Origin of the sequence: Streptomyces sp. NPDC002896, assembly GCF_040295225.1 — a bacterium.
Lineage (GTDB): Bacteria > Actinomycetota > Actinomycetes > Streptomycetales > Streptomycetaceae > Streptomyces.
The window spans coordinates 13,489-38,716 of the sequence record NZ_JBEOVA010000015.1 but is presented as its reverse complement, the minus strand read 5'-3'; the positions used below and the strand labels follow the sequence as shown (position 1 = coordinate 38,716).

General features: G+C 71.6%; 23 protein-coding genes. 7 read left to right on the top strand and 16 right to left on the bottom strand.

Going from position 1 to position 25,228, the window contains the following annotated elements; genetic code table 11:
* The first annotated feature begins 4 nt into the window (after positions 1 to 4).
* The 3 genes from ABT009_RS26760 to ABT009_RS26750 all read left to right on the top strand — a co-directional run bounded on the left by ABT009_RS26760 (position 5) and on the right by ABT009_RS26750 (position 1,210).
* Positions 5 to 142: a putative leader peptide gene (locus tag ABT009_RS26760; protein ID WP_351299955.1), complete on the top strand. Its 138-nt coding sequence runs from the start codon at positions 5 to 7 to the stop codon at positions 140 to 142.
* Between the two features lie 79 nt (positions 143 to 221).
* Positions 222 to 800, top strand: a complete 579-nt coding sequence (locus tag ABT009_RS26755; RefSeq protein ID WP_351299952.1) for a cupin domain-containing protein — start codon at positions 222 to 224, stop codon at positions 798 to 800.
* Positions 797 to 1,210, top strand: coding sequence for a rhodanese-like domain-containing protein (locus ABT009_RS26750; protein WP_351299949.1), 414 nt, complete (start codon positions 797 to 799; stop codon positions 1,208 to 1,210). The genes ABT009_RS26755 and ABT009_RS26750 overlap by 4 nt, the downstream gene beginning before the upstream one ends.
* A 71-nt stretch (positions 1,211 to 1,281) precedes the next feature.
* Here ABT009_RS26750 and ABT009_RS26745 read toward each other — a convergent pair whose 3' ends face one another.
* The 6 genes from ABT009_RS26745 to ABT009_RS26720 all read right to left on the bottom strand — a co-directional run bounded on the left by ABT009_RS26745 (position 1,282) and on the right by ABT009_RS26720 (position 9,613).
* Positions 1,282 to 3,813 (bottom strand): FtsX-like permease family protein, encoded by a 2,532-nt coding sequence (locus tag ABT009_RS26745; RefSeq protein ID WP_351299946.1) that lies wholly within the window; start codon positions 3,811 to 3,813, stop codon positions 1,282 to 1,284.
* Positions 3,810 to 4,529, bottom strand: coding sequence for an ArsR/SmtB family transcription factor (locus ABT009_RS26740; RefSeq protein ID WP_351299943.1), 720 nt, complete (start codon positions 4,527 to 4,529; stop codon positions 3,810 to 3,812). Before ABT009_RS26740 ends, ABT009_RS26745 begins: the two co-directional genes overlap by 4 nt.
* Positions 4,530 to 5,131: 602 nt before the next feature.
* On the bottom strand, positions 5,132 to 5,881 hold the full coding sequence (gene recX, locus ABT009_RS26735; RefSeq protein ID WP_351299940.1) for a recombination regulator RecX: 750 nt from the start codon (positions 5,879 to 5,881) through the stop codon (positions 5,132 to 5,134).
* 3 nt (positions 5,882 to 5,884) lie between these two features.
* Positions 5,885 to 7,009 (bottom strand): recombinase RecA, encoded by a 1,125-nt coding sequence (recA, locus tag ABT009_RS26730; RefSeq protein ID WP_351299937.1) that lies wholly within the window; start codon positions 7,007 to 7,009, stop codon positions 5,885 to 5,887.
* A gap of 988 nt (positions 7,010 to 7,997) precedes the next feature.
* Complete coding sequence (locus ABT009_RS26725; protein WP_502989960.1) at positions 7,998 to 9,317, bottom strand: AI-2E family transporter; 1,320 nt, start codon at positions 9,315 to 9,317, stop codon at positions 7,998 to 8,000.
* 101 nt (positions 9,318 to 9,418) lie between these two features.
* Entirely contained in the window at positions 9,419 to 9,613 is a 195-nt protein-coding gene (locus ABT009_RS26720; RefSeq protein ID WP_351299935.1) for a DUF3046 domain-containing protein, read from the bottom strand.
* Between the two features lie 79 nt (positions 9,614 to 9,692).
* On the opposite strand from ABT009_RS26720, the gene ABT009_RS26715 reads away from it, so the two are divergent.
* Positions 9,693 to 10,655: a hypothetical protein gene (locus tag ABT009_RS26715; RefSeq protein WP_351299932.1), complete on the top strand. Its 963-nt coding sequence runs from the start codon at positions 9,693 to 9,695 to the stop codon at positions 10,653 to 10,655.
* 136 nt (positions 10,656 to 10,791) lie between these two features.
* Here the strand turns inward: ABT009_RS26715 and ABT009_RS26710 are convergent, their stop codons facing one another.
* From ABT009_RS26710 to ABT009_RS26700, 3 genes are read right to left on the bottom strand one after another with little or no spacing between them, the layout of a single operon-like run.
* On the bottom strand, positions 10,792 to 11,100 hold the full coding sequence (locus ABT009_RS26710) for an AzlD domain-containing protein (protein WP_351299928.1): 309 nt from the start codon (positions 11,098 to 11,100) through the stop codon (positions 10,792 to 10,794).
* Positions 11,097 to 11,927: an AzlC family ABC transporter permease gene (locus ABT009_RS26705; RefSeq protein WP_502989959.1), complete on the bottom strand. Its 831-nt coding sequence runs from the start codon at positions 11,925 to 11,927 to the stop codon at positions 11,097 to 11,099. Before ABT009_RS26705 ends, ABT009_RS26710 begins: the two co-directional genes overlap by 4 nt.
* Positions 11,891 to 12,790 carry an AraC family transcriptional regulator gene (locus tag ABT009_RS26700; protein WP_351299925.1) on the bottom strand — a complete coding sequence of 300 codons (900 nt, stop codon included), beginning with the start codon at positions 12,788 to 12,790 and terminating at the stop codon, positions 11,891 to 11,893. The genes ABT009_RS26705 and ABT009_RS26700 overlap by 37 nt, the downstream gene beginning before the upstream one ends.
* Positions 12,791 to 12,937: 147 nt before the next feature.
* Between ABT009_RS26700 and ABT009_RS26695 the strand changes: the two genes are divergently transcribed.
* The 3 genes from ABT009_RS26695 to ABT009_RS26685 all read left to right on the top strand — a co-directional run bounded on the left by ABT009_RS26695 (position 12,938) and on the right by ABT009_RS26685 (position 19,564).
* Entirely contained in the window at positions 12,938 to 17,680 is a 4,743-nt protein-coding gene (locus ABT009_RS26695; RefSeq protein ID WP_351299922.1) for an ATP-dependent helicase, read from the top strand.
* Between the two features lie 203 nt (positions 17,681 to 17,883).
* Entirely contained in the window at positions 17,884 to 18,681 is a 798-nt protein-coding gene (locus tag ABT009_RS26690; protein ID WP_351299920.1) for a DNA-formamidopyrimidine glycosylase family protein, read from the top strand.
* Between the two features lie 118 nt (positions 18,682 to 18,799).
* Entirely contained in the window at positions 18,800 to 19,564 is a 765-nt protein-coding gene (locus ABT009_RS26685) for an SDR family NAD(P)-dependent oxidoreductase (RefSeq protein ID WP_351299917.1), read from the top strand.
* Between the two features lie 204 nt (positions 19,565 to 19,768).
* Here the strand turns inward: ABT009_RS26685 and ABT009_RS26680 are convergent, their stop codons facing one another.
* The 7 genes from ABT009_RS26680 to ABT009_RS26650 form a co-directional block, all read right to left on the bottom strand.
* On the bottom strand, positions 19,769 to 20,053 hold the full coding sequence (locus tag ABT009_RS26680; protein WP_351299914.1) for a hypothetical protein: 285 nt from the start codon (positions 20,051 to 20,053) through the stop codon (positions 19,769 to 19,771).
* A 95-nt stretch (positions 20,054 to 20,148) separates the two neighbouring features.
* Positions 20,149 to 20,637, bottom strand: a complete 489-nt coding sequence (locus ABT009_RS26675) for a Dps family protein (RefSeq protein WP_351299911.1) — start codon at positions 20,635 to 20,637, stop codon at positions 20,149 to 20,151.
* 220 nt (positions 20,638 to 20,857) lie between these two features.
* A complete protein-coding gene (locus ABT009_RS26670) occupies positions 20,858 to 21,232 on the bottom strand; it encodes a helix-turn-helix domain-containing protein (RefSeq protein WP_351299908.1) in 375 nt (124 codons plus the stop codon).
* A 109-nt stretch (positions 21,233 to 21,341) separates the two neighbouring features.
* Positions 21,342 to 21,866 (bottom strand): CinA family protein, encoded by a 525-nt coding sequence (locus ABT009_RS26665; RefSeq protein WP_351299905.1) that lies wholly within the window; start codon positions 21,864 to 21,866, stop codon positions 21,342 to 21,344.
* Positions 21,863 to 22,735: a CDP-diacylglycerol--glycerol-3-phosphate 3-phosphatidyltransferase gene (gene pgsA / locus ABT009_RS26660; protein ID WP_351299902.1), complete on the bottom strand. Its 873-nt coding sequence runs from the start codon at positions 22,733 to 22,735 to the stop codon at positions 21,863 to 21,865. Before pgsA ends, ABT009_RS26665 begins: the two co-directional genes overlap by 4 nt.
* Entirely contained in the window at positions 22,732 to 24,216 is a 1,485-nt protein-coding gene (rimO, locus tag ABT009_RS26655; RefSeq protein ID WP_351299899.1) for a 30S ribosomal protein S12 methylthiotransferase RimO, read from the bottom strand. The genes pgsA and rimO overlap by 4 nt, the downstream gene beginning before the upstream one ends.
* A 106-nt stretch (positions 24,217 to 24,322) precedes the next feature.
* Entirely contained in the window at positions 24,323 to 25,165 is an 843-nt protein-coding gene (locus ABT009_RS26650) for a helix-turn-helix domain-containing protein (RefSeq protein ID WP_351299896.1), read from the bottom strand.
* Positions 25,166 to 25,228 lie beyond the last annotated feature (63 nt).

Here is a 25,228-nt window from a genome sequence, read left to right as displayed (position 1 = left end):
CCACATGGTTTACGGTGAGTTGACCCTTCACGTCTCTCATGGTCTACTCCGAAACGTGACCGACACCGATGTGCGCCTGTGGCGGAGGGTCCATATGGACCTCGTCCGCTATGCGGGCTGCGTGTGTCGTCCGTCCTGCTGATTTTCGCTTTCCTTCTTCCGCGCGCCCCGCTGACGGGCTGCTGCGCGCTCCCACGCGAACGCTCACCAGGACGGTGCCCGTGTCTGTGTCCCAGCCCTTCTCCGCTGTCCCTGCTGTCTCTCCACAAGCCGATGCTGTCTCTGCACAGGCAGAAGCCCCCGACCAGGTCCCCACGCAGGCGGACCTTCTCGACTTCGTACGGCGTACGGCCGCCGACGCCGAACTGATCGCCTCGCTCCCGCTCGACCCGGAGGGGCGCACCTGGGTGCGTCTCGAGGGCCCTGGTGGCAGCGAGGCCTGGCTGATCGGCTGGCCGCCGGGGACCGGCACCGGCTGGCACGACCACGCCGAGTCGGTCGGGGCCTTCCTGACCGCATCGGGCGAGCTCAAGGAGAACTCGCTCGTCGCCCGGCTGCCCACGGACGGGTGGAAGACCCTCGAGCTCACCGACGGGGTGGACCGGGAGCGGCGGCTCCCGGCAGGCCAAGGCCGTGCCTTCGGCCGCCACCACGTGCACGAGGTGCTCAACGAGTCCATCGACCGGCACGCCGTCTCCGTCCACGCCTACTATCCGCCCCTGCCGCAGATCCGCCGCTACAGCCGTACGGGACAGGTGCTGCGCCTGGAGCAGGTCGAGCGCCCGGAGGACTGGCAGTGAGCGACGCGATCGAAAGGGCGGAAGGGCCCGTCGGCATCGATGAGTTGCTGGAGCGGGTGCGCAAGGGCTACGACCGGTTCGAGGCCCGGGAGGCGTACGACGCCGCCCAGGCGGGCGAGGCGCTGCTGGTCGACATCCGGTACGCGGCCCTGCGCGAGCGCGACGGGCTGATCCCCGGCGCTCTCGTCGTCGAACGGAACGAACTGGAGTGGCGGGTCGACCCGCAGGGCAGCCACCGCGTCCCCGAGGCCACGAGCCATGACCTGCGCGTGGTCGTGATCTGCAACGAGGGCTACGCCTCGAGCCTGGCGGCCGCGTCCCTGCACCAACTGGGGCTGCACCGGGCCACCGACCTGGTCGGCGGCTTCCAGGCGTGGAAGGCGGCGGGGCTGCCGGTGACGCGTGGCTGATCGGCTCATCGGGCATGCATAGCGATGGGGGCGCCTCCCTGTAAGGGGCGCCCCCAATTGCGTCCCGCCCCTTACTCCTTGGCGGTCGCCACCGTCACAGCCGGGACCCTGAGCGCCACCCGCCCCGGCAGGGAGGTGGCGACGAGGGACAGCAGTCCGGCGGCCCCGACCACCGTGACGTACACCAGCGGTGTGATCGCCGGAGCGGCACTGCCGGTCATGCCGACGCTGAACGCGGTCAGGACGGCGAGTGCGATGCCGCTGCCGAGCGCCGTGGCGAGCAGCAGCACGGACAGCGCCTCGGTGCGCAGCATCCGCAGCACCTGGCGGCGGGTCGCCCCCGCGAGGCGCAGCAGTGCGAACTCACGGACCCGCTCCGAGACCGACATGGCGAGCGTGTTGACCACGGCGATGGCGGTGAAGGCCAGGACGAGGCCCATGGCGAGGTAGTTGGCCTCGGCGTTCGCCTGCTGCCGCTCCGCCTGGAGCGAGTCGGCGACGGCAGGGGCGATAACCCGTACGCCCGGGAACTCACGGAGCGTAGTCGCCAGTTGTGTCTGTGTACGGGTGGTCGCGACGAGGACGGAGGTGGCGAGCGGGTTGTCCACATGGCGGGCGACCAGGTCGTGGTCGAAGGTGAGGTCTCCGAAGCCGAGGCCCTTGGCGTAGACGGCGGCGACGGTCAGGGTGACGGGCGTGCCGTCACCCAGCGTCAGCTTCAGCCTGCTGCCGGGCTTCAGGTGGAGTCGGCCGGCGGCGAGTTCACTGACGGCGACGGTCCGTTCGGTGAGCCGCTCGAGGCTGCCGGCGGTGACGTCCGGGTCCCAGGTACGGGTGAGGCCGGCCGGGGTGACGCCCTGGGCTGCGTACTTGTCGAGGCCGACCCTGACGGTCGTACGGACCACTTCGGTGGCGGTGTCGTGGTGGGCACGCAGTTGCCGTGCGGCCTCGGCCGGGACGCCCGGGCCGTCGGCGGCGAGAATCCAGTCGGCGCGGACGCCCTCGCGGGCCTGGGCGCGTGCCGCGTTGCCGAGGGTCGGCTGGACGAACAGGACCGTGCAGGTCATGCCGATCAGAAGGGTGAGGGGGGTGACGACGGAGGCCATGCGGGCCGCGTTGCCGCGAAGGTTGGCGGTGGCGACCCTGCTGCTCGGGCCCGAGAGCCGGAGGGGGCCGCCGAAGAGGGCCGCGGCCACCTTGACGAGGTGCGGCCCGAGCAGGGCGACGGAGGTGGACAGGAGCACGACGGCGAGGAACGTCACGGGAGTCGAGGCGGGCTCGGTGCGCAGACGGCTGAGCACGGCGACGAGGACGGTGCCGCCCGCGAGGAGTGCGAGGCCTGCCAGGATGCGTCCCCAGGCGGGTCGGGTGCGCTCGGCGGCGGCTTCGGCGAGCGCCTCGGTAGGGCGGATCCGGGCGATCCGGCGGGAGGCGACGCGGGCGGCGGCCCAGGAGCCGAAGAGCGTCGCGGCGACGGCGGCCAGCGGTGGGAAGACGCTGACCGTGTGCACAAGCGTGGCGGGGATGGCGCCCATGGCGACGAACCTGTCGTGCAGCCGGCTGCCCAGGGGAAGGCCTGCGAGTGCGCCGGCCGTTCCGGCGACGGCGCCGACGAGCAGGGCCTCGCGGCCGAGGAGCTTGCGGATCTGTCCGGACGTGGCGGCGATGGCGCGGAGCAGCGCGAGTTCGCGGTGGCGCTGCTGGACGGTGAGTGCGAAGGTCCCGACGACCACGAGAACCGCGACCAACAGTGAGGTGCCGCCCATCGCGCCACCCATGCTGACCAGCCTGGTGCGGGCGGCGGCAGCGTCCAGGAACTCGACGGGACCGCGGTCGTCGCCCGCGCTGACCTGCGCGGTGGTGCCGTGCAGCGCCGTCGTCACGGCCTGCCGCAACCGTGTCGTGTCCGTGCCCTTGGCGGGGATCACGCCGAACGCGGTGACCTGCCCGGGGTGCGCCGCGAGGCGGCGGGCCTCGGCCGTGGAGAAGAAGAGCGAAGTCTGGTGGCGTACGGCCGTGGCGGGGGCGGCGATTCCAGTGATCCGGTAGCTGCGCGGGGCCTGCGTCGACTGGACGGTGAGGCGGTCGCCGGGCTTGAGGTGGGCGCGCTCGGCGAGGTCGCGGTCGACGACGAGGTCGGTGGCGGCCTTGGGGGCGGTGCCGGTGGTGAGCGTGTACGGGGTCAGGCCGGCCGAGTCCCAGGCGTGGCCGTAGGCGGCCCCTTCGGCCCCTGTGCCACTCGGAGTCAACGGGCGGGCAAGGAAGGTAAGTTCGGAGATGACGCGGGCGACGCCGGGAGTGTCCGCGAGCCTCCGCTTCAGGTTCTCCGGGAGCCAGGCCCGCTCCGCGATCGGTTTGGCCTTGTGCTTGACCTTGGTCTTGCCCTTCTTGTGTTTGACGGTGGTCTGGTGGACTTTCTGGTCGGCGGACACCACGACGGGGGTTGCGGCATACCGTTCGGTGGGGATCGTGCCGTGCAGGCCCGTCTCGAGGAGGGTGCCGCAGGCGGTGATGAGGGCCGCCGCGCACATCAGGGCGAGTAAGGCGCCGAGGAAGCCGCCTTTGCGGGCGCGGACGGTTCGGAAGGCGTAGCGCAGCATCATGAGGGATCGGCCTCTTTCCTGTTGTCCGCGTCTGAGCCGAGCGCGCGGCTGGTGTCGTCCGGCTCCGTGGAAGCGGCCGGGAAGGCGAGGAAGCGGGTAAGCACGGTGCGTGCGCCGGGCGGGGTTTCGCCCTCGGCGCGCTTGTAGCGGTTGAGGAGAGCGATGTACTCCTCGAAGAACTCCCGGAGTTCGGGCAGGGTCAGCCGGATCGCGCTGCGCGAGTACGGGAAGGCGTCCGCCCAGGGGTCGTCGGGGGCCTCGCCCGCATCCCGCTGCAGCTGCTCGAAGAGCTCGAGGTCGGCGGCGTACGCGTGATGGTTCAGCTCGTCCATGACGTGCCGCATTTCGGGGGTCTGGCGGCTGCGCGGCGGGAAGCGGCGGTCGCCCGGGACGACCCGCCACCAGCGCTCACGGCCGTGGCCGGTCGAGTCGTCCGCTTCTTCCACGAAGCCGTACCGCGCGAGCTCGCGCAGGTGGTAGCTGGTGGCGCCGGTGTTCAGCCCGAGGGCCCGGGCGAGCATGGCGGACGTGGCGGGGCCGTGGACGGTGAGGTGCTGCAGCATGCGCTGTCGGCGGGGCTGCGCGAGCGCGTTCACCGCGGCGAGGTCGGAGAGCTCGATGGGGGCGTGCCCCGCTTCGGAGAGCTCGTTCGCTGCCGGGGTGTGCGCCGCCTCCGTGGGCTCCTTCGGGCCGGGTGCACCGGGTTCCTGTGGCATGCGTACACAGTCGTTTGTGCACAGGTGTCTGTGCACTGCAGTGGTCCGGCGTCTTCGTTGGGGGGTTAGCCCCACCCACCCTGTGGCGGGCGGAAACCGGCGAGGTGCGAGCGGATGTGCCGGGGGGCGTGGCCACACCTGCTCGGCGACGGGGAGAATGGGGCCGTCGACCTCTACGCATGAGTAGATTGCCCCGCGGACGAGCGGAAGTTGCGACGCCTGCCCAACGGGACGAGCGGCTGCCCGCAACGCGATGGGTGAAGACCCGCGACGTGGGCGTACGCTGCGAGGCCGTGCCTGGCGGAGCGGAACCGGACGTATGTGCCGAGTGCAGTGGGGCTGGTGCCGGATGCGGGTCCGGTCTGCCGTCCGCCGTCCTTCGCGAATCCTCTTGCTACGGCCTGGTGCCGTCGCCGGGCCCGGTTGGGGCGCCGTCGCTGGGCCCGGTGCCGGGCGCTGTCGCTTAGCCCGGTGCTGGGGCGCCGTCACCGGGCCCGGCCGGAGCCAGGCTGTGCCGCGTCCGGGCCCTGAGCGGGGTCGGCCTAAAAACCCCTCATCCTCGATGAGCTCCTGAGCACGATCGGCCTACAGCCCCTCGCGAGCTAGAACCCCTCGCCATCGAGGGACTCCGCGTCCTCGCCCTCCTCCTCCAACGCCTGCCGGACCACTCGCAGAGCCATGCCCTCGGAGTAGCCCTTGCGGGCGAGCATGCCCGCGAGGCGTCGCAGCCGTTTGTCGCGGTCGAGACCGCGCGTGGTGCGCAGCTTGCGGGCGACGAGCTCGCGTGCCGTGGCCTCCTCCTGCTCGGAGTCGAGCTGGGCGACGGCCTCCTCGATCAGCGTCGAGTCCACGCCCTTGGTCCGCAGCTCCTGCGCGAGTGCCCGCCGGGCCAGTCCCCGGCCGTGGTGCCGGGACTCCACCCAGGCGTCCGCGAACGCGCTGTCGTTGATCAGCCCGACCTCCTCGAACCGCGACAGCACCTCTTCCGCCACGTCGTCCGGGATCTCCCGCTTGCGCAGGGCGTCCGCCAGCTGCTTCCTCGTGCGCGGAGTCCCGGTGAGCAGGCGCAGGCAGATCGCCCGCGCCTGCTCAGCCGGGTCCCCAGGCGGCGCCCCGCTCTCGGCCCTCGACGAGGCTGGGGAGCCGCTGTCCTGAAAGCCGCTGTCCTGGTGACCGGATCGGCCGCGCCTTCGACGGCCGCCGCCACCGGGTCGGCCGTCACGGCGGCTGACTTCGCCGAAGCCGCCGCTCGGGCCGCCGCCACCAGGGCCGACGCCCCCGCGGCCCTGGTCCGCCGGTTCGTCCGGCCCTGCGGAATCGGCGTACTCCGGCCAGTCGGTCCTTCGGGTCACGGGTCAGCTCTTGGCCGCCGCGGCCTTGGACTTGGCGGCCTTGGCCGCCGGGGCGGGCACCGACTTCGGGGCCTCGTCCGCGGCTGCTGTGACCGCGGCGTCGGCGCCCGGCTCGGCCGTCGGCTCCTCCGGCTTCACGCCGACGCCCAGCTTCTCCTTGATCTTCTTCTCGATCTCGTTGGCGAGGTCGGGGTTGTCCTTCAGGAAGTTGCGCGCGTTCTCCTTGCCCTGGCCGAGCTGGTCGCCCTCGTACGTGTACCAGGCGCCCGCCTTGCGGACGAAGCCGTGCTCCACGCCCATGTCGATCAGACCGCCCTCGCGGCTGATGCCCTGGCCGTAGAGGATGTCGAACTCGGCCTGCTTGAAGGGCGGCGCGACCTTGTTCTTGACGACCTTGCAGCGGGTGCGGTTACCGACCGCCTCCGTGCCGTCCTTCAGGGTCTCGATGCGCCGGATGTCGATACGCACCGAGGCGTAGAACTTCAGCGCCCGGCCACCCGTCGTCGTCTCGGGGGAGCCGAACATCACGCCGATCTTCTCGCGGAGCTGGTTGATGAAGATCGCGGTGGTCTTCGACTGGTTGAGCGCGCTAGTGATCTTCCGGAGCGCCTGGCTCATCAGACGGGCCTGCAGACCCACGTGCGAGTCGCCCATCTCGCCCTCGATCTCCGCGCGGGGCACGAGGGCCGCGACGGAGTCGATGACGATCAGGTCGAGCGCGCCGGAGCGGACCAGCATGTCCACGATCTCCAGAGCCTGCTCGCCGTTGTCCGGCTGGGAGAGGATCAGGTTGTCGATGTCGACGCCGAGCTTGCGCGCGTACTCGGGGTCGAGGGCGTGCTCCGCGTCCACGAAGGCCACCTGGCCGCCGGCCTTCTGGGCATTCGCCACCGCGTGCAGCGTCAGGGTCGTCTTACCGGAGGACTCCGGGCCGTACACCTCCACCACGCGGCCACGCGGCAGGCCACCTACGCCGAGGGCCACGTCGAGCGCGGTCGACCCGGTGGGGATGACCTCGATGGGCTCGTTCGGCCGCTCGCCCATCCGCATCACGGCGCCCTTGCCGAATTGCCGTTCAATCTGCGCGAGCGCGGCGTCGAGCGCCTTCTCGCGGTCGGTTCCTGCCATGGGTTCCACCCGGTTTGCTTGAGTCGATCGCTTCACGTCAAAGACGCTAACGCCTGCCACTGACAATGCGCTCCGACGCCTGCCCGGCCTGTGGATAACTCGGGTGAATCCGCGGGAATCCGCCGGGATTTCGCCCCAGCGAGCACCGCCGGGCACTCCATAAGAATGGATGTTCGATTTTGGTGTCAAGCGCAGCCACGCTTTCACGGCGGCCGCACGGCACGCGAAGTTCCGAGCCCCGCACCCTTGGCGAGACTGGGTCACGGCAAGCCGGACCGGCCGAGCACGCGAGCGGGACCGGCCGAGCACCGCGAACCCGGACCGGCCGTGCACCGCGGGACCGGGCCGGCCGTGCACCGCGGGACCGGGCCGACTCGGGCATCTCGAGCCCGGAACAGCAGGGCACCGCGGGTCCCGCGGCGCCGCACACCATGCGAGCTCGCTGCGACTGCGCCTCAGCCACGACCGAGCACCGCGAGCCTCGCGCCCCGCTGCCGGCACAGCGGGCTCGGCCCAGCCCGGACTGGCTGGCCTGACCAGCGAGGCACGACGAGCCCACCGGCCGGGCACCACAAGCCCGGTCCAGCCGGGCGCCAAAACCCTGTCCAGCCGGCCCCGCGACTGTCGCGGCACGCCCGCCAGGGCGCAGCGCGCTCGGAGGGGCTCGGGGTGCGGCGAGCGCCGATCCGCGCCACTGCGCGCTACGGCTATGCCCCGGCCGCCGGGCGCGGCGAGTCCGAGCCGACCGACCGCACGGAGCGGGGTCGGAGCGACCGGTGCGGCTATGACCCGGGCGCCACGGGTACGGCCGACCGCGCGCAGCGGGCTCGTAGCGGCCGGTCACCGCGAAGGCGGCGTCGCCGTGCTCTCCGGGATCGAGCCGGGCCTGCCCGGCACGTCAAGCTCCCGAGCGGCTGGTCGCCACGAGTTCGGCGCCGTCCCCGGTGCTACGACCGCACCCCGCCCGTCACGCCACTCCCGCGCGCCGTCATTGCTCCGACTGCGGCGGCCCGCTCGCCGACGCAGTGCGCTGCTCCGGCTCCGCCAGGTCCGCTGCGGTCACGTCCTCAGTGCGACCCCTCGGCCCCAACGGCCCTCTCGGTCGCTGCAGAAACCGCCACACGCGCGTGGGGACCAGTTCCGAGCCGCGGCGCCGGTGGCCGTGCACGCGCGGGTCGTCCGTGACGGTGTACCGCTTCACATACGCCCCCAGGAAGGCCTGCAGCGTGGCCGCCGCCGGGATGGCGATCAGCGCACCGACCGCCCCGAGGAGCGCTGTGCCGGCGATGACCGAGCCGAAGGCGACGGCCGGGTGGATGTCCACGCTCTTCGCGGTGAGCTTGGGCTGCAGCAGGTAGTTCTCGAACTGCTGGTAGACCACCACGAAGACCAGCACCCACAGCGCGTACCAGGGATCGACGGTGAAGGCGATCAGCATCGGCAGGGCACCCGCGAGATACGTGCCGATGGTCGGGATGAACTGCGACACCAGGCCCACCCACACGGCGAGCGCGGGCGCGTAGGGCACTTCCAGGAACACGAGCAGGACGTAGTGCGCGATGCAGGAGATCATCGCCATCAGACCGCGCGAGTACAGATAACCCCCGGTCTTGTCGACGGCTATCTCCCACGCGCGCAGCACCTCGGCCTGCTTGGCGGGCGGCAGTACGGAGCACAGTGCGCGCCGCAGCCGTGGCCCGTCGGCGGCGAAGTAGAACGAGAACAGCAGGATGGTCAGCAGCTGGAAGAGGCCGCCCAGCACCTGAGCGGACACGTCAAGTACGCCGCTCGCGCCGTTCTGCACGTACTTCTGGAGCCAGTCCGAGTGGACCAGATTGTTCTGGATGTCGACTCGGCTCAGCTCGGTGTGGAAGGTCGAATTGATCCAGTTGATCACCGAGTCGAGATACTTCGGGAACTCCTCGACCATGCTCACTATCTGGCCGGCGAGCATCGAGCCGAGCAACGTGACGAAGCCGGCGCTCGCTATCAGTACAGCGAGGAAGACAAGACCGGTCGCCATGCCCCGGCGCATGCCGTGCGCGGCCATCCAGCTCACCGCGGGCTCCACGGCGAGTGCCAGGAAGAATGCGATCAGGACGTTGATCAGCAGCCCCGTCAGCTGGTGGAACGCCCACGTGCCCAGCTGGAAGCAGGCGACCAGAGCGAGGGCGAGCACCATGGCGCGCGGGAGCCACCGCGGCATGCTTGCGCCGCGCTCGGCCGCGGGCCCCGCCGTCTCGTGCGGGGGCGTGCCGAGCGCAGCTGTGTCCTGATCCGCCTGAGCGGTCTCGTCCGTCGATGCCACCGTGCCAGTGTCGCCCACGCCACCGACAGTCGGTTCCGGGCCCGTCCTCTTCTGGACTGTCAGCGCCCCTCCCCGGGGTCTCGTCAACGCTTCCCGGCCAGTCAGCGCCTGTCGGCCGGCACGTCCATCGCGCTGCAGACCGCGCGCCACACGTCCTTGGCCTCCCAGCCGGCGTCCAGGGCCTCGTGCACCGTGCACCCGCCGAGCTCGGACATCACATGGTCACGTGCGAAGGAGTCGGCGTACGCCTCACCGAAGTGCTCGACCATTCGCTGCCAGAAGACCGTCAACCGCATGCTTCCAGTATCCCGCCCCTGAGAGTGCAGCCGTGTCCGGGAGGCTTGCTGGTACCGCTTTCCGTCCTACGGTCGGAACATGGCCGAATCCGGAGCATCCCCACTCCCCCCGTCCACGTCACCGCTCTCTCCCCGCTCCCCGCACGCCGCACTCTCCCGTGCCGAGCAGTTCGTCTGGCTCACCGCGCGCGTGCTCGAGCAGCGGCGGTTCGCGTACCACTTCCTGAACGGCGGCGCCGACCCCGTCGAGACCGCCCTGGCCGCCTACCTCAATGAGGACGACGGGTACGGCCATGCGCTCGAACCCGATCTGCGCGGGCCGGTCAGCCAGCCTCTGCACACCGGGCACGCGCTGCGTGTGCTGGACTCGATCGGGCGTTGCGGTGGGCAGCGCGTGGAGCGCGTGTGCCGCTATCTGTCGTCGGTCTCGACACCGGAAGGTGCACTTCCGGCCATCCATCCCAGCCAGCGCGGCTATCCGTCGGCGCCGTTCGTGCCCGTGGTGGACGACCCTCCCAGCAGCCTTCTCGCCACCGGTCCCGTGGTGGGCCTGCTGCACCGCAACGAGGTGTGGCACGCGTGGCTGTTCCGGGCCACAGACTTCTGCTGGCAGGCGGTGGAGTCCCTGGAGAAGTCCCATCCGTACGAGGTCGAGGCGGCCATCGTCTTCCTCGACAGTGCACCGGACCGCCCGCGCGCGGAGGCGGCCGCCGACCGGCTCGGCCGGCTGGTGCGTGAGCAGGGCCTCGCCGTGCTGGACCCCGACCAGCTCGACGCCTACCCCGTCGCTACCGGCTACGCGCCGGGCGAACACCATTTCCCGTACGACTACGCGAGGGCTCCGGAGTCGCTGGCGCGCGCGTGGTTCACCGACGAGGAGATGGAGCGCTCGCTGGACTTCCTGGAGGGCGATCAGCAGGAGGACGGCGGCTGGCCCATCCGCTGGCGGCAGTGGGCGCCGGGGACGGCCCTCGAGTCGCGTCCCATCGTGACGATCGAGGCGCTGCTCACCCTGCGGGCGCACGGGCGCGCCATCGGCTGACGCCGGGCTCCTGGCCCTGCGGGTGCGCCGCGGAACATACGCGCACATGTGGCAGGCCACACACGCGCGTGCCGAGACTGTGCCGGCACGCGCGTACCGGCACAGTTCCCCCACACGCACGTGCCGGCAAGAAGCGTCAGCCCGTCATCACCCGCACCGCCGCCGTGACCACCACGGCCACCCCCACAACCAGCAGGAACGGCGCGCGCACCAGGAGCGCCAGGGCCGCGGCGGCGAGCCCGGCGGCCTTGGCGTCCAGCACCAGGGCCCGCCCGTCGGCGAACGTCTGCTGGGCGGTGAGCGCGGCGAGGAGCGCGACCGGCAGCAAGGCGGCGAGCCGTCTGACGACGGGACGCTCCAGCGCGCCGGCCGGCACCAGCAGGCCGATCAGTTTGACGGCATAGCAGCCCACCGCGGTCGCAGCGATGGCGATCCAGATGTTCAACGGTCTTCCTTCTCTGCTTCTGCGTTGTCCCTCTGTCCGTTGCGCCCTGCGCGGACGTTGTGTCCAGCGCCACCCCGGGAGCGGCCTGGCCTGTAGCCCTCCATGCAGAGGACGAGCGGTGCCGCCAGCGCCGCCACCAGGACCGGGACGCCCGCGGGCAGCACCGGCAGCAGACCGAGCCCGAGGACGACGGCGATGCCCGCGACGGCACGCTCCGTCGTCGTCCTGAGCATGGGTGCCAGCAGCGCGAGGAAGACCGCGGGCCCGGCGGCGTCGAGGCCCCAGGCGTCGGTGTCGCCGATGGCGTCGGCGCCCATGGCGCCGAGCAGTGTGGTGAGGTTCCACAGCACGTAGAGGGTGAGTCCGGTCACGGCAAAGCCGATGCGTGCCCCGCGTCGCGTGGGCTGCGCGAGCGAGACGGCCGTGGTCTCGTCGATGACCCACTGTGCGGCGAACGGGCGCACCGCGCGCGGGAGCGCGAGCAGCTGTGACAGACGCAGCCCGTAGAAGGCGTTGCGTACGCCGAGGAAGAAGGCCCCTGCGGCAGCGGTGAGCGGATTGCCCCCGGCCGCGAGTGCCCCGACCAGCGCGAACTGCGACGCTCCGGTGAACACGAGCAGGCTGAGCGCACATGTCTGCAGCAGGCTGAGGCCGCTGCCGGCCGAGGTCACTCCGAAGGCGAAGCCGGAGAGCCCGACGGCGACGCCGACGCCGAGTGCGTCCCGGACGACGGCCCGGTCGGACTTGACCGGCCCCTCCGCCCCGGACGCACCACCGTCGCCTGTGCCTGTTATGTCTGCGGGTGGGGATGCTGTCTGTTCTGCCACGCCTCGGACGGTACGAGGAGTGCCCTGCCCGGGTCTTGTACGTTCTTGCGCTCCCGCTGGTACGCCCCGGGCGGCACCCCGACGATGCGGGTGAAGTGCCGGTTGAGGTGCGGCTGGTCGGTGAAGCCGACGGCGACGGCCGCTTCGGCGGGCGGCGTTCCCGCGTCGAGAAGCCGCCGGGCGGCACGTACGCGGGCGTCGGTGAGCCAGGTGTGCGGCGGCATCCCGTAGGTGTCCCGGAAGGCGCGGAGGAGAGCGAAGGGGCTGGTGCCGAGGCTGTCGGCGAGCTGTTCCAGCGACGGGGGATCGGCCAGCCGGCCTTCCAGTTCGGCACGCGCGCGTGCGGCGAGGCGGCTCCCGGCACTGCGCACGGTCCGCTGCCGGAGCGGGCCGCCGTTGAGCCTGAGCAGTCGCGTCACCGCCACCCTCAGCAGGGTGTCGGCGGCCAGCGCGTTCCCTTCGTCGGCTGCGCGCAGTACCTGGTGGACCAGACGTGCCGCGTACGGGTCGTCGAGTACCGGCTCCACGAAGCCGGGGGTGCCGCGGATCGCGGTCGTCTCGGTGGCGATGGCGGCCACGAGGCCGGGGGCCGGATAGACCGCGCCGTACCGCCACCCTTCCGGGACGCCGGCGCGGCCGGTGTGCGGGGTGTCCGGATTGACGAGGGCGAGCGAACCGGGACCCGCGTACTGCTCGGCCCCGCCGTGGTGGAAGACCTCGACGCCGTCGGAGATGGCGGCGATCACGAAGTTCTCGTGCGTGTGCCGTACGAAGGTCTTGCGGATGTAGCGGGCACGGAGCAGGTCGACGCCGGGCAGCTCCTCGTACTGCCAGTGCCGTGCCCGCTCCTCTGAACCCGCCATGGGCTCCATTCTCCGCCACCCGCCGTGGGCCCGGAGCGGCCGGCGAGGGCCCCGGCGCCCCGGCCATCAGCGTGTTCGCGCAGCTCGATGCCACGGTATTCCCGCAGGTCCGAGCCGTTGTCAGTGGCGGGGTGCAGGATTGGGGGCATGGTCAGGTCTGCGCTCGACGCCTTCTCCCCCGCCACGCGCGGCTGGTTCACGGGGGCCTTCTCCGCGCCCACGGCCGCCCAGGCCGGGGCATGGGGCGCCATCGCGCATGGTTCGGACGTGCTGGTGGTGGCCCCGACCGGCTCCGGCAAGACGCTGGCCGCGTTCCTCGCCGCCCTGGACCAGCTGGCGTCCACCCCGCCGCCGGCCGATCCGAAGAAGCGCTGCCGCGTGCTGTACGTCTCCCCGCTCAAGGCGCTCGCCGTCGATGTGGAGCGGAATCTGCGCAGTCCGCTGACCGGTATCCGCCAGGAGGCGGTGCGTCTGGGGCTGCCCGAGCCGGAGGTGAAGGTCGGCATCCGCTCCGGCGACACCCCGCCCGCCGAGCGCAGGGCGCTGGCCACGCGCCCGCCGGACATTCTGATCACGACGCCGGAGTCGCTGTTCCTGATGCTCACGTCGGCGACGCGCGATGCGCTGACGGGTGTGGAGACGGTGATCCTGGACGAGGTGCATGCCGTCGCCGGCACCAAGCGCGGTGCGCATCTGGCGCTGTCCCTGGAGCGGCTCGACGAGCTGCTGCCGCGGCCGGCGCGGCGTATCGGCCTGTCGGCGACGGTGCGCCCGGTGGACGAGATCGCCCGTTATCTCTCGCCGCGGCGCAAGGTGGAGATCGTCCAGCCGGAGTCGGGCAAGGAGTTCGACCTTTCGGTGGTCGTCCCGGTCGAGGATCTGGGCGAGTTGGGCGGATCCCCTGTCGCGGACTCCGGTCAGGCGGCCGAGCGGCCGTCGATCTGGCCTCATGTCGAGGAGCGCATCGCCGATCTCGTGCAGTCCCATCGCTCGACGATCGTGTTCGCCAACTCGCGTCGCCTCGCGGAGCGGTTGTGCAACAGACTCAACGAAATCGCGTACGAGCGGGCCACGGGCGAACCCATGGAGGAGGCGCACGGGCCCGCCCAGCTGATGGGCGGCTCGGGCGCCGCCATGGGCGCCCCGCCGGTCATCGCCCGCGCGCACCACGGCTCGGTCTCCAAGGAGCAGCGCGCGCTCGTCGAGGAGGACCTGAAAGCGGGCCGCCTGCCTGCCGTCGTCGCCACGTCCAGCCTGGAGCTGGGCATCGACATGGGAGCGGTGGACCTCGTCGTCCAGGTCGAGTCGCCGCCGTCGGTGGCCTCCGGTCTTCAGCGCGTGGGCCGCGCGGGGCACCAGGTGGGCGCTGTCTCCACGGGCGTCGTCTTCCCGAAGTACCGGGGCGACCTGGTGCAGGCGGCCGTGGTCACCGAGCGCATGCGCACTGGCGCCATCGAGTCCCTGCGCGTCCCCGCCAACCCCCTGGACGTGCTGGCGCAGCAGCTCGTCGCCATGACGGCGATGGACACCTGGCAGGTCGACGACCTGCTCGCCATGGTCCGCCGCGCGGCGCCCTTCGCATCGCTGCCGGAGTCGGCCTTCACCGCGGTGCTCGACATGCTGGCGGGCCGCTATCCGTCGGACGCCTTCGCGGAACTGCGCCCGCGCGTGGTGTGGGACCGCGTCGCCGGCACGGTCTCGGGCCGCCCCGGCGCGCAGCGGCTGGCCGTCACGTCGGGTGGCACGATTCCGGACCGCGGGCTCTTCGGAGTGTTCCTAGCCGGGTCGGACCCGAAGAAGGGCGGCGGCCGGGTCGGCGAGCTCGACGAGGAGATGGTGTACGAGTCGCGGGTGGGCGATGTCTTCACGCTGGGCACCACGTCCTGGCGCATCGAGGACATCACCCGCGACCGCGTGCTGGTTTCCCCCGCACCCGGCGTCCCGGGCAGGCTGCCGTTCTGGAAGGGCGACCAGCTGGGGCGCCCCCTCGAACTGGGCCGTGCGGTGGGCGCGTTCCTGCGCGAGGTCGGTTCGCTGCCCAAGGACGATGCCCGCCTCCGGCTGGTGGCCGCCGGCCTCGACGCCTGGGCCGCGGACAACGTCCTGGCGTATCTGGACGAGCAGCGCCAGGCCTGCGGCCATGTGCCCGACGACCGCACGATCGTCGTCGAGCGGTTCCGCGACGAGCTGGGCGACTGGCGGGTCGTCGTCCACTCCCCCTTCGGCGCCCAGGTCCACGCCCCGTGGGCGCTGGCACTGGGCGCGCGGCTCGGCGAGCGGTACGGCATGGACGCGCAGGTCATGCATGCCGACGACGGCATCGTGCTGCGCCTGCCGGACGCCGACCTGATGGGCCTCGACCTGATCGACCAGGAGCCCATGAACGTCGGCACCGAGTACGACGCGGAGCAGGCGCCCGTGGGCGCGGCGGATGTCGCCTTCGACAAGGGCGAGGTCGACCAGATCGTCACCGACCAGGTGGGCGGCTCGGCCCTGTTCGCCTCGCGGTTCCGGGAGTGCGCGGCCCGCGCCCTGCTGCTGCCGCGCCGCAACCCCGGCAAGCGCACACCGCTGTGGCAGCAGCGCCAGCGGGCGGCTCAACTCATGCAGGTGGCAAGCGAGTTCGGCTCGTTCCCGATCATCCTCGAGGCGGTGCGCGAGTGCCTTCAGGACGTCTTCGACGTCCCGGGCCTCACGGAGCTGATGAGCGACATCGAGTCCCGCAAGGTCCGCCTCGTCGAGGTCACCACGCCCGAGCCGTCACCCTTCGCACGCTCGCTGCTGTTCGGATACGTCGCCCAGTTCCTGTACGAGGGCGACTCGCCGCTGGCCGAGCGGCGCGCCGCCGCGCTGTCGCTGGACTCGCGTCTCCTCGCGGAACTGCTGGGCCAGGCCGAGCTGCGCGAGCTCCTGGACGCCGATGTCCTGACCGAGCTGGAGCGGGAGCTGCAGTGGCTCACGGAGGACCGCCGCGCCAAGGACGTCGAGAGCGTCGCCGACCTGCTCCGTCTCCTCGGCCCGCTCACGGACGCCGAGCTCGCTGAGCGAGGCGCCGAGCCGCAGTGGGCGCAGGAGCTGGCCGGAGCCCGCCGCTCGATTCGCGTCCGCATCGCCGGAGCGGACCACTGGGCGGCGGTCGAGGACGCGGGACGCCTGCGTGACGCGCTGGGAACCGCACTTCCCGTAGGTGTCCCCGAGGCGTTCACCGAGCCGGTGAAGGATCCACTCGGCGATCTGCTCGCCCGGTACGCGCGCACGCACGGCCCGTTCACCTCGGCCGCCGCCGCGGCGCGCTTCGGCCTCGGAACCGCCGTCACCGAGGGCGCCCTGCAGCGCCTGGCCGCCAGCGGCCGTCTCGTACAGGGGGAGTTCCACCCGGCGGGCATCGGTCAGGAGTGGTGCGACGCGACGGTGCTGCGCCGACTGCGCCGCCGTTCCCTGGCGGCGCTGCGCCATGAGCTGGAGCCGGTGCCGCCTGCCGCGCTCGCCCAGTTCCTGCCGCAGTGGCAGCACCTCAGCGGGCACCGACTGCGCGGTGTGGACGGACTGGTGCGGGCCATCGAGCAACTACAGGGTGCGTCGGTGCCGGCGTCCGCCCTCGAGAAGCTGGTCCTGCCCTCCCGCGTCTCGGACTACACGCCATCGCTGCTCGACGAGTTGACGGCCGCGGGCGAAGTGGTGTGGGCGGGCGCCGGAGCCCTTCCAGGCAAGGACGGCTGGGTCTCCCTCTACCTGGCCGACTCAGCTCCCCTGCTGCTCCCGCCACCCCACCCCTTGGAGCTGACCGCTCTACACGAGTCCGTCCTGAACACCCTCTCCGGCGGGTACGGACTGTTCTTCCGCCAGATCACCGACCAGGTCCGGGCCACCACCCACCCGGACGCCACGGACCCCCAACTGGCCGACGCCGTCTGGGACCTGGCCTGGTCGGGCCGGCTCACCAACGACACGCTCGCCCCGATGCGCTCACTCCTCGGCTCGGGTCGCACCGCGGGCTCCACGGCGCATCGGGCCAAGCGCTCCATCCCCCGCGGCCGCTACGGCACCCTGACGGCCGCCGCCCGCCCCGCCTCCCGCTCCGGCCCGCCCACGGTGGCCGGGCGCTGGTCACTGCTCCCGGCGCGCGAGCCGGACCCGACGCTGCGCGCCCACGCCCTCGCACGCGTCCTCCTAGACCGGCACGGTGTGGTGACCCGGGGTGCGGTGGCCGCGGAAGGCGTGGAGGGCGGATTCTCGGCGACGTACCGGATCCTGTCGGCGTTCGAGGAGAGCGGTCAGGCGCGCCGCGGGTATGTCGTCGAGGGGCTCGGTGCCGCACAGTTCGCGATGGACGGCGCGGTGGACCGGCTGCGCGCCGCGGCCACCGCGCAGGAGCGCGGCGAGACCATACCCGGCCCGGACGCGGCGGTGTTCCCGGGCGACCCGAGCGCCTTCCCGGACGGCTACCGCGGCAGGCCGGCAGGCCCCGGATGGGCCCCCGACCGCTCGCGGTCGAGTGGCCCTCGCACCGTGGTGCTCGCGGCCGCTGACCCCGCCAACGCCTATGGCGCGGCCCTGTCCTGGCCCGAGCCGCCGGCGGGTGCGGGGCACAAGCCCGCACGCAAGGCCGGCTCCCTGGTCGTCCTGATCGACGGCGAACTGACCCTGTACATGGAGCGCGGCGGCAAGACCCTGCTGGCCTGGCCCACCGCCCCGGACGACCACGCCGCCGACGACCCGCGCCTGCGCGCGGCCGCGGAGTCCCTCGCGGCCGCGGCCCGGGCCGGTTCACTCGGCACGATCACGGTGGAGCGGATCAACGGCGGCTCGGCTCTGACATCCCCGCTCGCCGCCCTCCTGGAAGGAGCAGGCTTCCACGCGACGCCGCGCGGCCTGCGCATACGGGCCTGACGGCGGCCGGCCGCCGTGAGGCCCGTACTGCCCACGACCGCCGCACAGCCGTGCCACCCGCCCGCACTCCCCGACGGCCGCAGACAGCCCTGCCACCCGCACTCCCCGACCACCACGCACAGCCCTGACACTCGCCCGCGCCGCCCGTCGCCCGTCCCCCCGCCGCACCGACCCGTGCCACGCGCCCATGCCACCCTTGACCCATGCCCGAAGGAGACACCGTCTGGCAGACCGCTCATCAGCTGCACGCCGCCCTCGCAGACCATGTGCTGATCCGTTCCGACCTGCGCGTGCCCAAGTACGCTACGGCCGATCTCACGGGCCGTACGGTTCTGGACGTCACCCCGCGGGGGAAGCATCTGCTCACCCGTGTCGAGGGCGGGCTGACCCTGCACTCGCACCTCGGCATGGAGGGCTCGTGGCGGTTGTACGCCCCCGGTGAGCGGTGGCGGGGCGGTCCCGGGCACCAGATCCGGGCGATCCTCGGCACCACGGACAGCACGGCCGTCGGTTACCGCCTGCCCGTACTGGAACTGCTCCGCACCACCGACGAACACAAGGCCGTCGGCCATCTCGGCCCCGACCTGCTCGGCCCGGACTGGGATCCCGACCTCGCGCTGCGCAACCTGCTCCGCGACCCGGCCCGCGCCCTCGGTGAGGCACTCCTCGACCAGCGCAATCTCGCGGGCATCGGCAACGTCTACAAGAGCGAGCTCTGCTTCCTCCTCCGCGTCACGCCCTGGCTTCCCGTAGGCCAGCTCACCGACGACACCGCCGTGAAGCTGCCGGTGCTCGCCAAGAAACTCCTCGAAGCCAACCGCGACCGCCTGATCCGCTCCACCACGGGCCACCGCGACCAGCGGCTGTACGTCTACGGCCGTGCGCCGCGTCCCTGCCTGCGCTGCCGCACCCCCATCCGCTCCGCCGACCAGGGCGACGGAAGCCGGGAACGCCCCACCTACTGGTGCCCGAACTGCCAACGCGGGCCGACACCGCCGTAGGACCAGCGAAGGCCCGCACCCGGTTGCCTCACGAGGCAGCGACGTTACGAGTGCTTGACGATCCGCCGGAAAGCCTCACTAATTGACGGACCGTCAGACATCCTCGTACCGTCGCCTCATGCTCGTCAACGCGTACGACCTCACCGGACGCACCGCATTCGTCACCGGCGCCGCAAGCGGCATAGGGCGTGCCAGTGCCGTACTCCTCGCAGAGGCGGGGGCCGCCGTCCACTGCGCGGACCGCGACATGTCGGGCCTCGACGAGACAGCCGCCCTGATCAAGGACAGGGGCGGCACCGCCCACACGCACCCGCTCGATGTGACCGACCGACCGCAGCTCGCCCGAGCCGTCGCGGCCGCCGGCCGACTCGACGTCATGGCCGCCATCGCCGGGATCATGCATCGCAGCCCGGTCCTGGAGACGCGCGACGAGGACCTGGACCGCGTCCTGAGCGTCAATTTCAAGGGCGTGCTGTACGCGTGCCAGGAGGCGACCCGGTCCATGATCGCGACCGGCACGCGCGGCAGCATCGTCACCATGGCGTCGGGGGCCGTCGACACCGGCGGCCCCGGCCTGCTCTGCTACGGCGCAGCGAAGGCGGCGGTCGTCCAGCTCACCAAAACCCTCGCCACAGAGGTCGGGTCGCACGGCATCCGCGTCAACGCCGTGGCGCCGGGCTGGATCCGCACGCCCATGACGGACCGCGACGACACCGAGACCCAGGCCCGTACCGAGGGGCTCATGGCCCGCATGTCTCCGCTGGGCCGTGTCGGCGAACCGGAGGACATCGCCCATGCCGTCCTCCATCTGGCATCCGACGCCTCATCCTTCACCACTGGGCAGATTCTCCGCCCGAACGGCGGCGTCGCCATGCCCTGGTAGCCCGCATCTCGGCCCTCTGCCGCCAGACACCCGTTCCACCGCCGCCACGCTCGCGTTCCACATCTGCCCTGCCCTGCGGCCAGGCACCCGCTCCACGTCCACCCTCCCCAGCGGTCAGGCACGTCCACAATCGGAGGTAAGCGCCCATCCCTGGCAGCGCGCTCCACGCCCTGCCGGCCATGCCCTACTGACCGGCGGCAAGGTCTAAGCCGTACGAGAGCCGGGGTCACCCGACCCGGCGGGCCGGGGCCCTCGCCCCCGCGGCTGCCGACGCTTCATATGCGCGAGCAGGTGAACCGCTCCCACGACGCCCGTGGCCCGCTTTTTCGGCACGCAGTGCACCGGCAGCAGACTGAGTCCCCAGCCACCCACGGCCACGGCGGCTTCCAGCGCCCCGGCGTCCGGCGCAAGCGCGAGCCGTAGCACGGCCCACCACCACAGCGCGCCCAGCCCCACGGCCGACGCCCAGCGCACGATCCGCCCTGCCATGGCCGCCACCTCCAGCCGGCGCCGGCCGGCGCCGTGCATGCCGCCGGCCACCGGTGCCCGACGCCGGTGCCCGACGCCGCGCCTCAAGTGCCCCGTCAGCCGCCCAGCCGCTCTCCGCCGTTCTCCGCCTGGAACATCCAGTGGTGTTTCTCGAGATCCGCCGTGATGCCGATGAAGATGTCCTGGCTCACGGGATCTGCATCACCGGTGGCCCCGATCCGCTCCCGCATCCGTGCGATGACCGCGCCCAGCGCCTCCACGAGCGTGCCCACCGCCTCCGTGTCCTTGATCCAGCCATCCGGCACCGCACCGATTCCGCTGGTGCCCGCCACGGTCGCCGCACGCCCGTCGGGTGGTACTCCGATCGCTGAGGCCCGTTCCGCCACGGTGTCGGAGTGCAGGCGTGCCGTGTCCACGACGTCGTCGAGCTGTAGATGCACGGAGCGGAAACGGGGGCCGACCACGTTCCAGTGGATCTGCTTCGCGACGAGGGAAAGATCCACCAGGTCGACGAGTGCGCCCTGCAACGCCTCGGACACGGTCTTCAGATCCGCCTCGGACAAGGGGCTCTTCACGACGTACATCCGAAATCCTCCGCATCTCGCACATCTGGGCCATCTCGAATATTCCAACTGCCCTAACCATGACATAACCGGATAAATCGGGTCACATCAGAACGAGCCCCAGAACAAGCTCCAGGACAAACCCTGGACAAACCCCAGACACAGCGAAAAGCCCCGGCCGAGAGGCATCCGGGGCAAGTCCCGAACAGCCCCGGCCGGGGCTCTCACACAAGCATGAGCGTCACGCGGCGACGACGTCCACTGCCTCCGCTGGCGCCTTGATCGTCACCCGTTCCGGTGGCACACCAGTCACCGAGACGGAGTTGAGCATCGGGCGTACCGGCGCGCGCATCGGCTCGCTGGCTGCTGCCGATTCGGCCAGCTCCGCGAGTGCGAGCTCGTCGCTCACCTCGCGCATGAGCTCGGACATCCGTACGTCCAGCGCGTCGCAGATGGCGGAGAGCAGCTCGGAGGAAGCCTCCTTCTGCCCCCGCTCCACCTCGGAGAGATAGCCGAGCGAGACTCGGGCGGACGAGGAGACTTCGCGCAGAGTACGGCCCTGGCGTTGGCGCTGCCGACGCAGCACGTCACCCAGCAGGCGACGGAGCAGAATCATCGGTGGCTCCCTCCTCGGACCGTGTAGCCGCATCCTTCACGCCCCACCGTACCGCCTTGCACCGCGGCCGTGCGGGGAGCGATGTCGTGTTCACTCAGGGCTGCAAACATCAAGTCCCCCCGTTCTCTTCCGTATCCTGTGCCCGCGCATTCCCGGATTGTTCGCCGGCGAGCTGCTCGAGCAACATCGCCAGTACGCTCCGTACACTCTCCATACGGATTTCCGCACGGTCGCCGTTCAACCGTAGTGCGGCCACTTTGCCGCCGCCGACCGGTCCGCGGACCGCCACATAAACCGTACCGACGGATTTTCCGTCCTGCGGCTCAGGCCCGGCAACGCCGGTCGTCGCGATGCCCCAGTCCGCACCGAGCGCCTCGCGCACCCCGGCCGCCATCTGCAGGGCCACCTCAGGATCCACAGCGCCGCACTCGGCCAACCGGGCGCCGTCGACCCCGAGCAGCTTCTGCTTCAGATCCGTGGCGTACGCGGTCACCGAACCTCTGAACGCCTTGGAGGCCCCGGGTGTTCCCGTGACCTCCGCGGCCACCAGGCCGCCGGTGAGCGACTCGGCGATGGCGAGCGTCTCGCCTCTCACCGTCAGTAGCCGCACCACCTCGGCAGCCGCGGTCGTCACCGCTCGGACTCCTGGGCCGCCGACCGGTCATCCGCCGCCCGGCTTGCTGCCGCGCGCTCGCCCACGGCGCTGTCGGCAGGCCGGTCACCCGGAGAACGTTCGCCCGGGGAACGGTCGGCCTCGTTCGGAGAACCGTCGGCCGGGGAACGGTCGCTCACGGAGGACTCGGCCGCCCCCCGCTCTGCCGCATCCCCCTCTGCTGCATCCCCCTCTGCCGCCTTGCCGCGCCGCCGCAGCACCACGGCCTGCTTCACATAGTCCAGCCCGGTCACCACGGTGAGCGCGACGGCCACGGCCATCACCCAGAAGCGCAGTGTGGCGAGCGGCCCGGTCAGCGCCAGGATGTACATCCCGACGGCGACGCCCTGCGTCAGCGTCTTGAGCTTGCCGCCGCGGCTGGCCGGAATCACCCCGTACCGGATGACCCAGAACCGCAGCAGCGTGATCCCCAGCTCACGCCCGAGGATCACACCGGTGACCCACCAGGGCAGATCGCCGAGGGCCGAGAGGCAGATCAGAGCCGCGCCCATGATCGCCTTGTCCGCGATGGGGTCGGCGATCTTCCCGAAGTCGGTGACCAGGTTGTACGTCCGCGCCAGGTGGCCGTCGAACAGGTCGGTGATCATGGCGATGGCGAAGCTCGCCCAGGCGAGGGACCGCCACGCAGGGTCGTATCCGCCGCCGGCGAGCATGAGCATCACGAGGGCCGGCACCAGCAGCAGCCGGACCATGGTGAGGATGTTGGCGATGTTCCAGATGCTGGCCTGGTCGACGGCCGCGGCGCCCAGCTTTCCACCGCGCACCGGCTTCGTCCCCTGAGCGCCCGGTGCGCCGGAGCCGCCTGCCGCGGACGCCGGCACTCCGGTCATCTGCCCGCCTCCTCGGTACACGCGCGAGAGCCCTGCAGCGGCTCGGCGACCAGGTCGACGCCCTCGGTGCCGACCACCTTCGCCTCGACCATAAGTCCGACGCGCAGGCCTTCGCCGCTCGTGAACACCACCTGGCCATCGGTCTCGGGCGCCTGGTGCGCCGCCCGGCCGACCACACCCTCCTCGCCGTCGACGGACTCGACGAGCACCTCGAGGGTCTCGCCCATGCGCTCCTCGGCCCGCTGCGAGGTCAGCTCCTCCGCGAGCCGCGAAATGTGCGCGAGCCGCTCGGCGACGACGTCCTCGTCGAGCTTGTTCTCGTACGTCGCCGCTTCCGTGCCCTCCTCGTCGGAGTACCCGAAGACACCGATCGCATCCAGCCGCGCGCCCGTGAGGAACCGCTCCAGCTCCGCCAGATCGGCCTCGGTCTCGCCGGGGAAGCCCACGATGAAGTTGGACCGCGCACCGGCCGCCGGGGCCTTGGAGCGGATCTGGTCGAGCAGGTCCAGGAACCGGTCGGTGTCGCCGAAGCGCCGCATGGCGCGCAGCACACCGGGCGCGGAGTGCTGGAAGGAGAGATCGAAGTAAGGAGCGACCTTCTCCGTGGACGTGAGGACGTCGATCAGCCCGGGCCGCATCTCGGCGGGCTGGAGATAACTGACGCGGACACGCTCGATACCGTCCACGGCGGCGAGCTCGGGCAGCAGGGTCTCCAGGAGCCGGATGTCGCCGAGGTCCTTGCCGTACGAGGTGTTGTTCTCGGAGACCAGCATGATCTCCTTGACGCCCTGCTCGGCGAGCCAGCGCGTCTCGCCCAGCACGTCGGAGGGCCGCCGCGAGATGAACGAGCCGCGGAAGGACGGGATGGCGCAGAACGAGCAGCGCCGGTCGCAGCCGGAGGCGAGCTTCACCGAGGCGACGGGGCTCGCGCCGCCGAGCCGCCGCCGCAGGGGCGCCCGCGGCCCGGAGGCCGGAGCCACACCCTCCGGAAGGTCCGGGACGTCCACGGACTCGCCGTGCCCGGGAAGGGCCACACCAGGGGCGGACTGCCGCTCCGCCGGGCTGATCGGCAGCAGCTTGCGCCGGTCGCGCGGGGTGTGGGAGGCGTGGATGCCGCCGCTCAGGATGGTCTGGAGGCGGTCGGAGATGTCCGTGTAGTCGTCGAAGCCCAGCACGCCGTCCGCCTCGGGCAGCGCTTCGGCGAGCTCCTTGCCGTACCGCTCGGCCATGCAGCCGACCGCCACCACCGCCTGGGTGCGGCCGTGGTCCTTGAGGTCATTGGCCTCGAGAAGGGCGTCCACGGAGTCCTTCTTGGCGGCCTCCACGAAACCACAGGTGTTGACGACGGCGACGTCCGCTTCCGCGGCGTCCTCGACGAGCTCCCAGCCGTCCGCCTCCAAGCGGCCTGCGAGCTCCTCCGAGTCCACCTCGTTACGGGCGCAGCCAAGCGTGACTAGGGCGACGGTGCGGCGTTCGGGCATGGACCCCAGACTACTTCGTCCCGCCGACAGCCCCCGCCGGGAGGGTTACCTCAAGATCACCTGGTGGTCGCCCTCCGGCCGCCCTTCGCTCACCCGGCCTCGGGGCTCACCCCGCCTCGGGGTCGCCCTTCGTGTACGTGAGGCGCTCAACCTGACCGGTCTCGAACTTGTCTTCGATGGGCTTGCCGTTCACGGCCAGCTGGATCGCTCCTGCGTTGCCCAGTACGAGGTCGATCTGCTGCTTGTCCTCGAAGGTCTTCGTCTGCCCCTGCTCGAGTATGCCGTCGAACAGCAGCCGCCCGTTGACATCCTTGGCGGAGATCCAGCTGCGGCCGCCCGCCGCGCTCACGATGACCGTGACCTTGTCCGCGGGCGCCGCCGCGATCGCGCTGTCCGACGGGTCGGGCTTGGTCTCCTCGGTCTTGGTGGGGCTGGGCGTGGGCGTCGGCTTACTGCTGCCCGACGCCGACCCCTCGGCGACGTGCGTCGACCCGCCGTCGCTGTCCCCGCCGCTGAACATGGTGAATCCGACAAAGCCGATCACGGCGACGATCGCGGCGACCATGGCAGCCGTCCAGTTGGGGCGGCGCGGTTCGGGCCGGATGCGCTCGGCCTCGAACATCGGTGCGGCCGGGGTCGGCGAGGGCTGCCCGCCGTGCTCGGCGGCGAACTGTTCGAGGAGCGGGGCCGGATCGATGCCGACCGCACGCGCGAGTGTGCGAATGTGGCCGCGCGCGTACACGTCGCCACCGCAGCGGGTGAAGTCGTCCTGTTCGATCGCCTGAACGATCGGGATGCGCACCCGCGTGACGGTACTGACTTCTTCGACGGTCTGTCCGGCGTCGATGCGCGCCTGCTGGAGGATCCGGCCGATGGAGGGACGTTCGTCTGCGAACAGGCGGTCGTCTTCCGACGGACGGTCGTCTTCGGGGGAGTTGCCGATGGACACGGGGGCGCCTTTCGAGCGTGTAGCCACCTGCTGGAGGTTCAGTCTAGGGGGGGTACGAAAGGG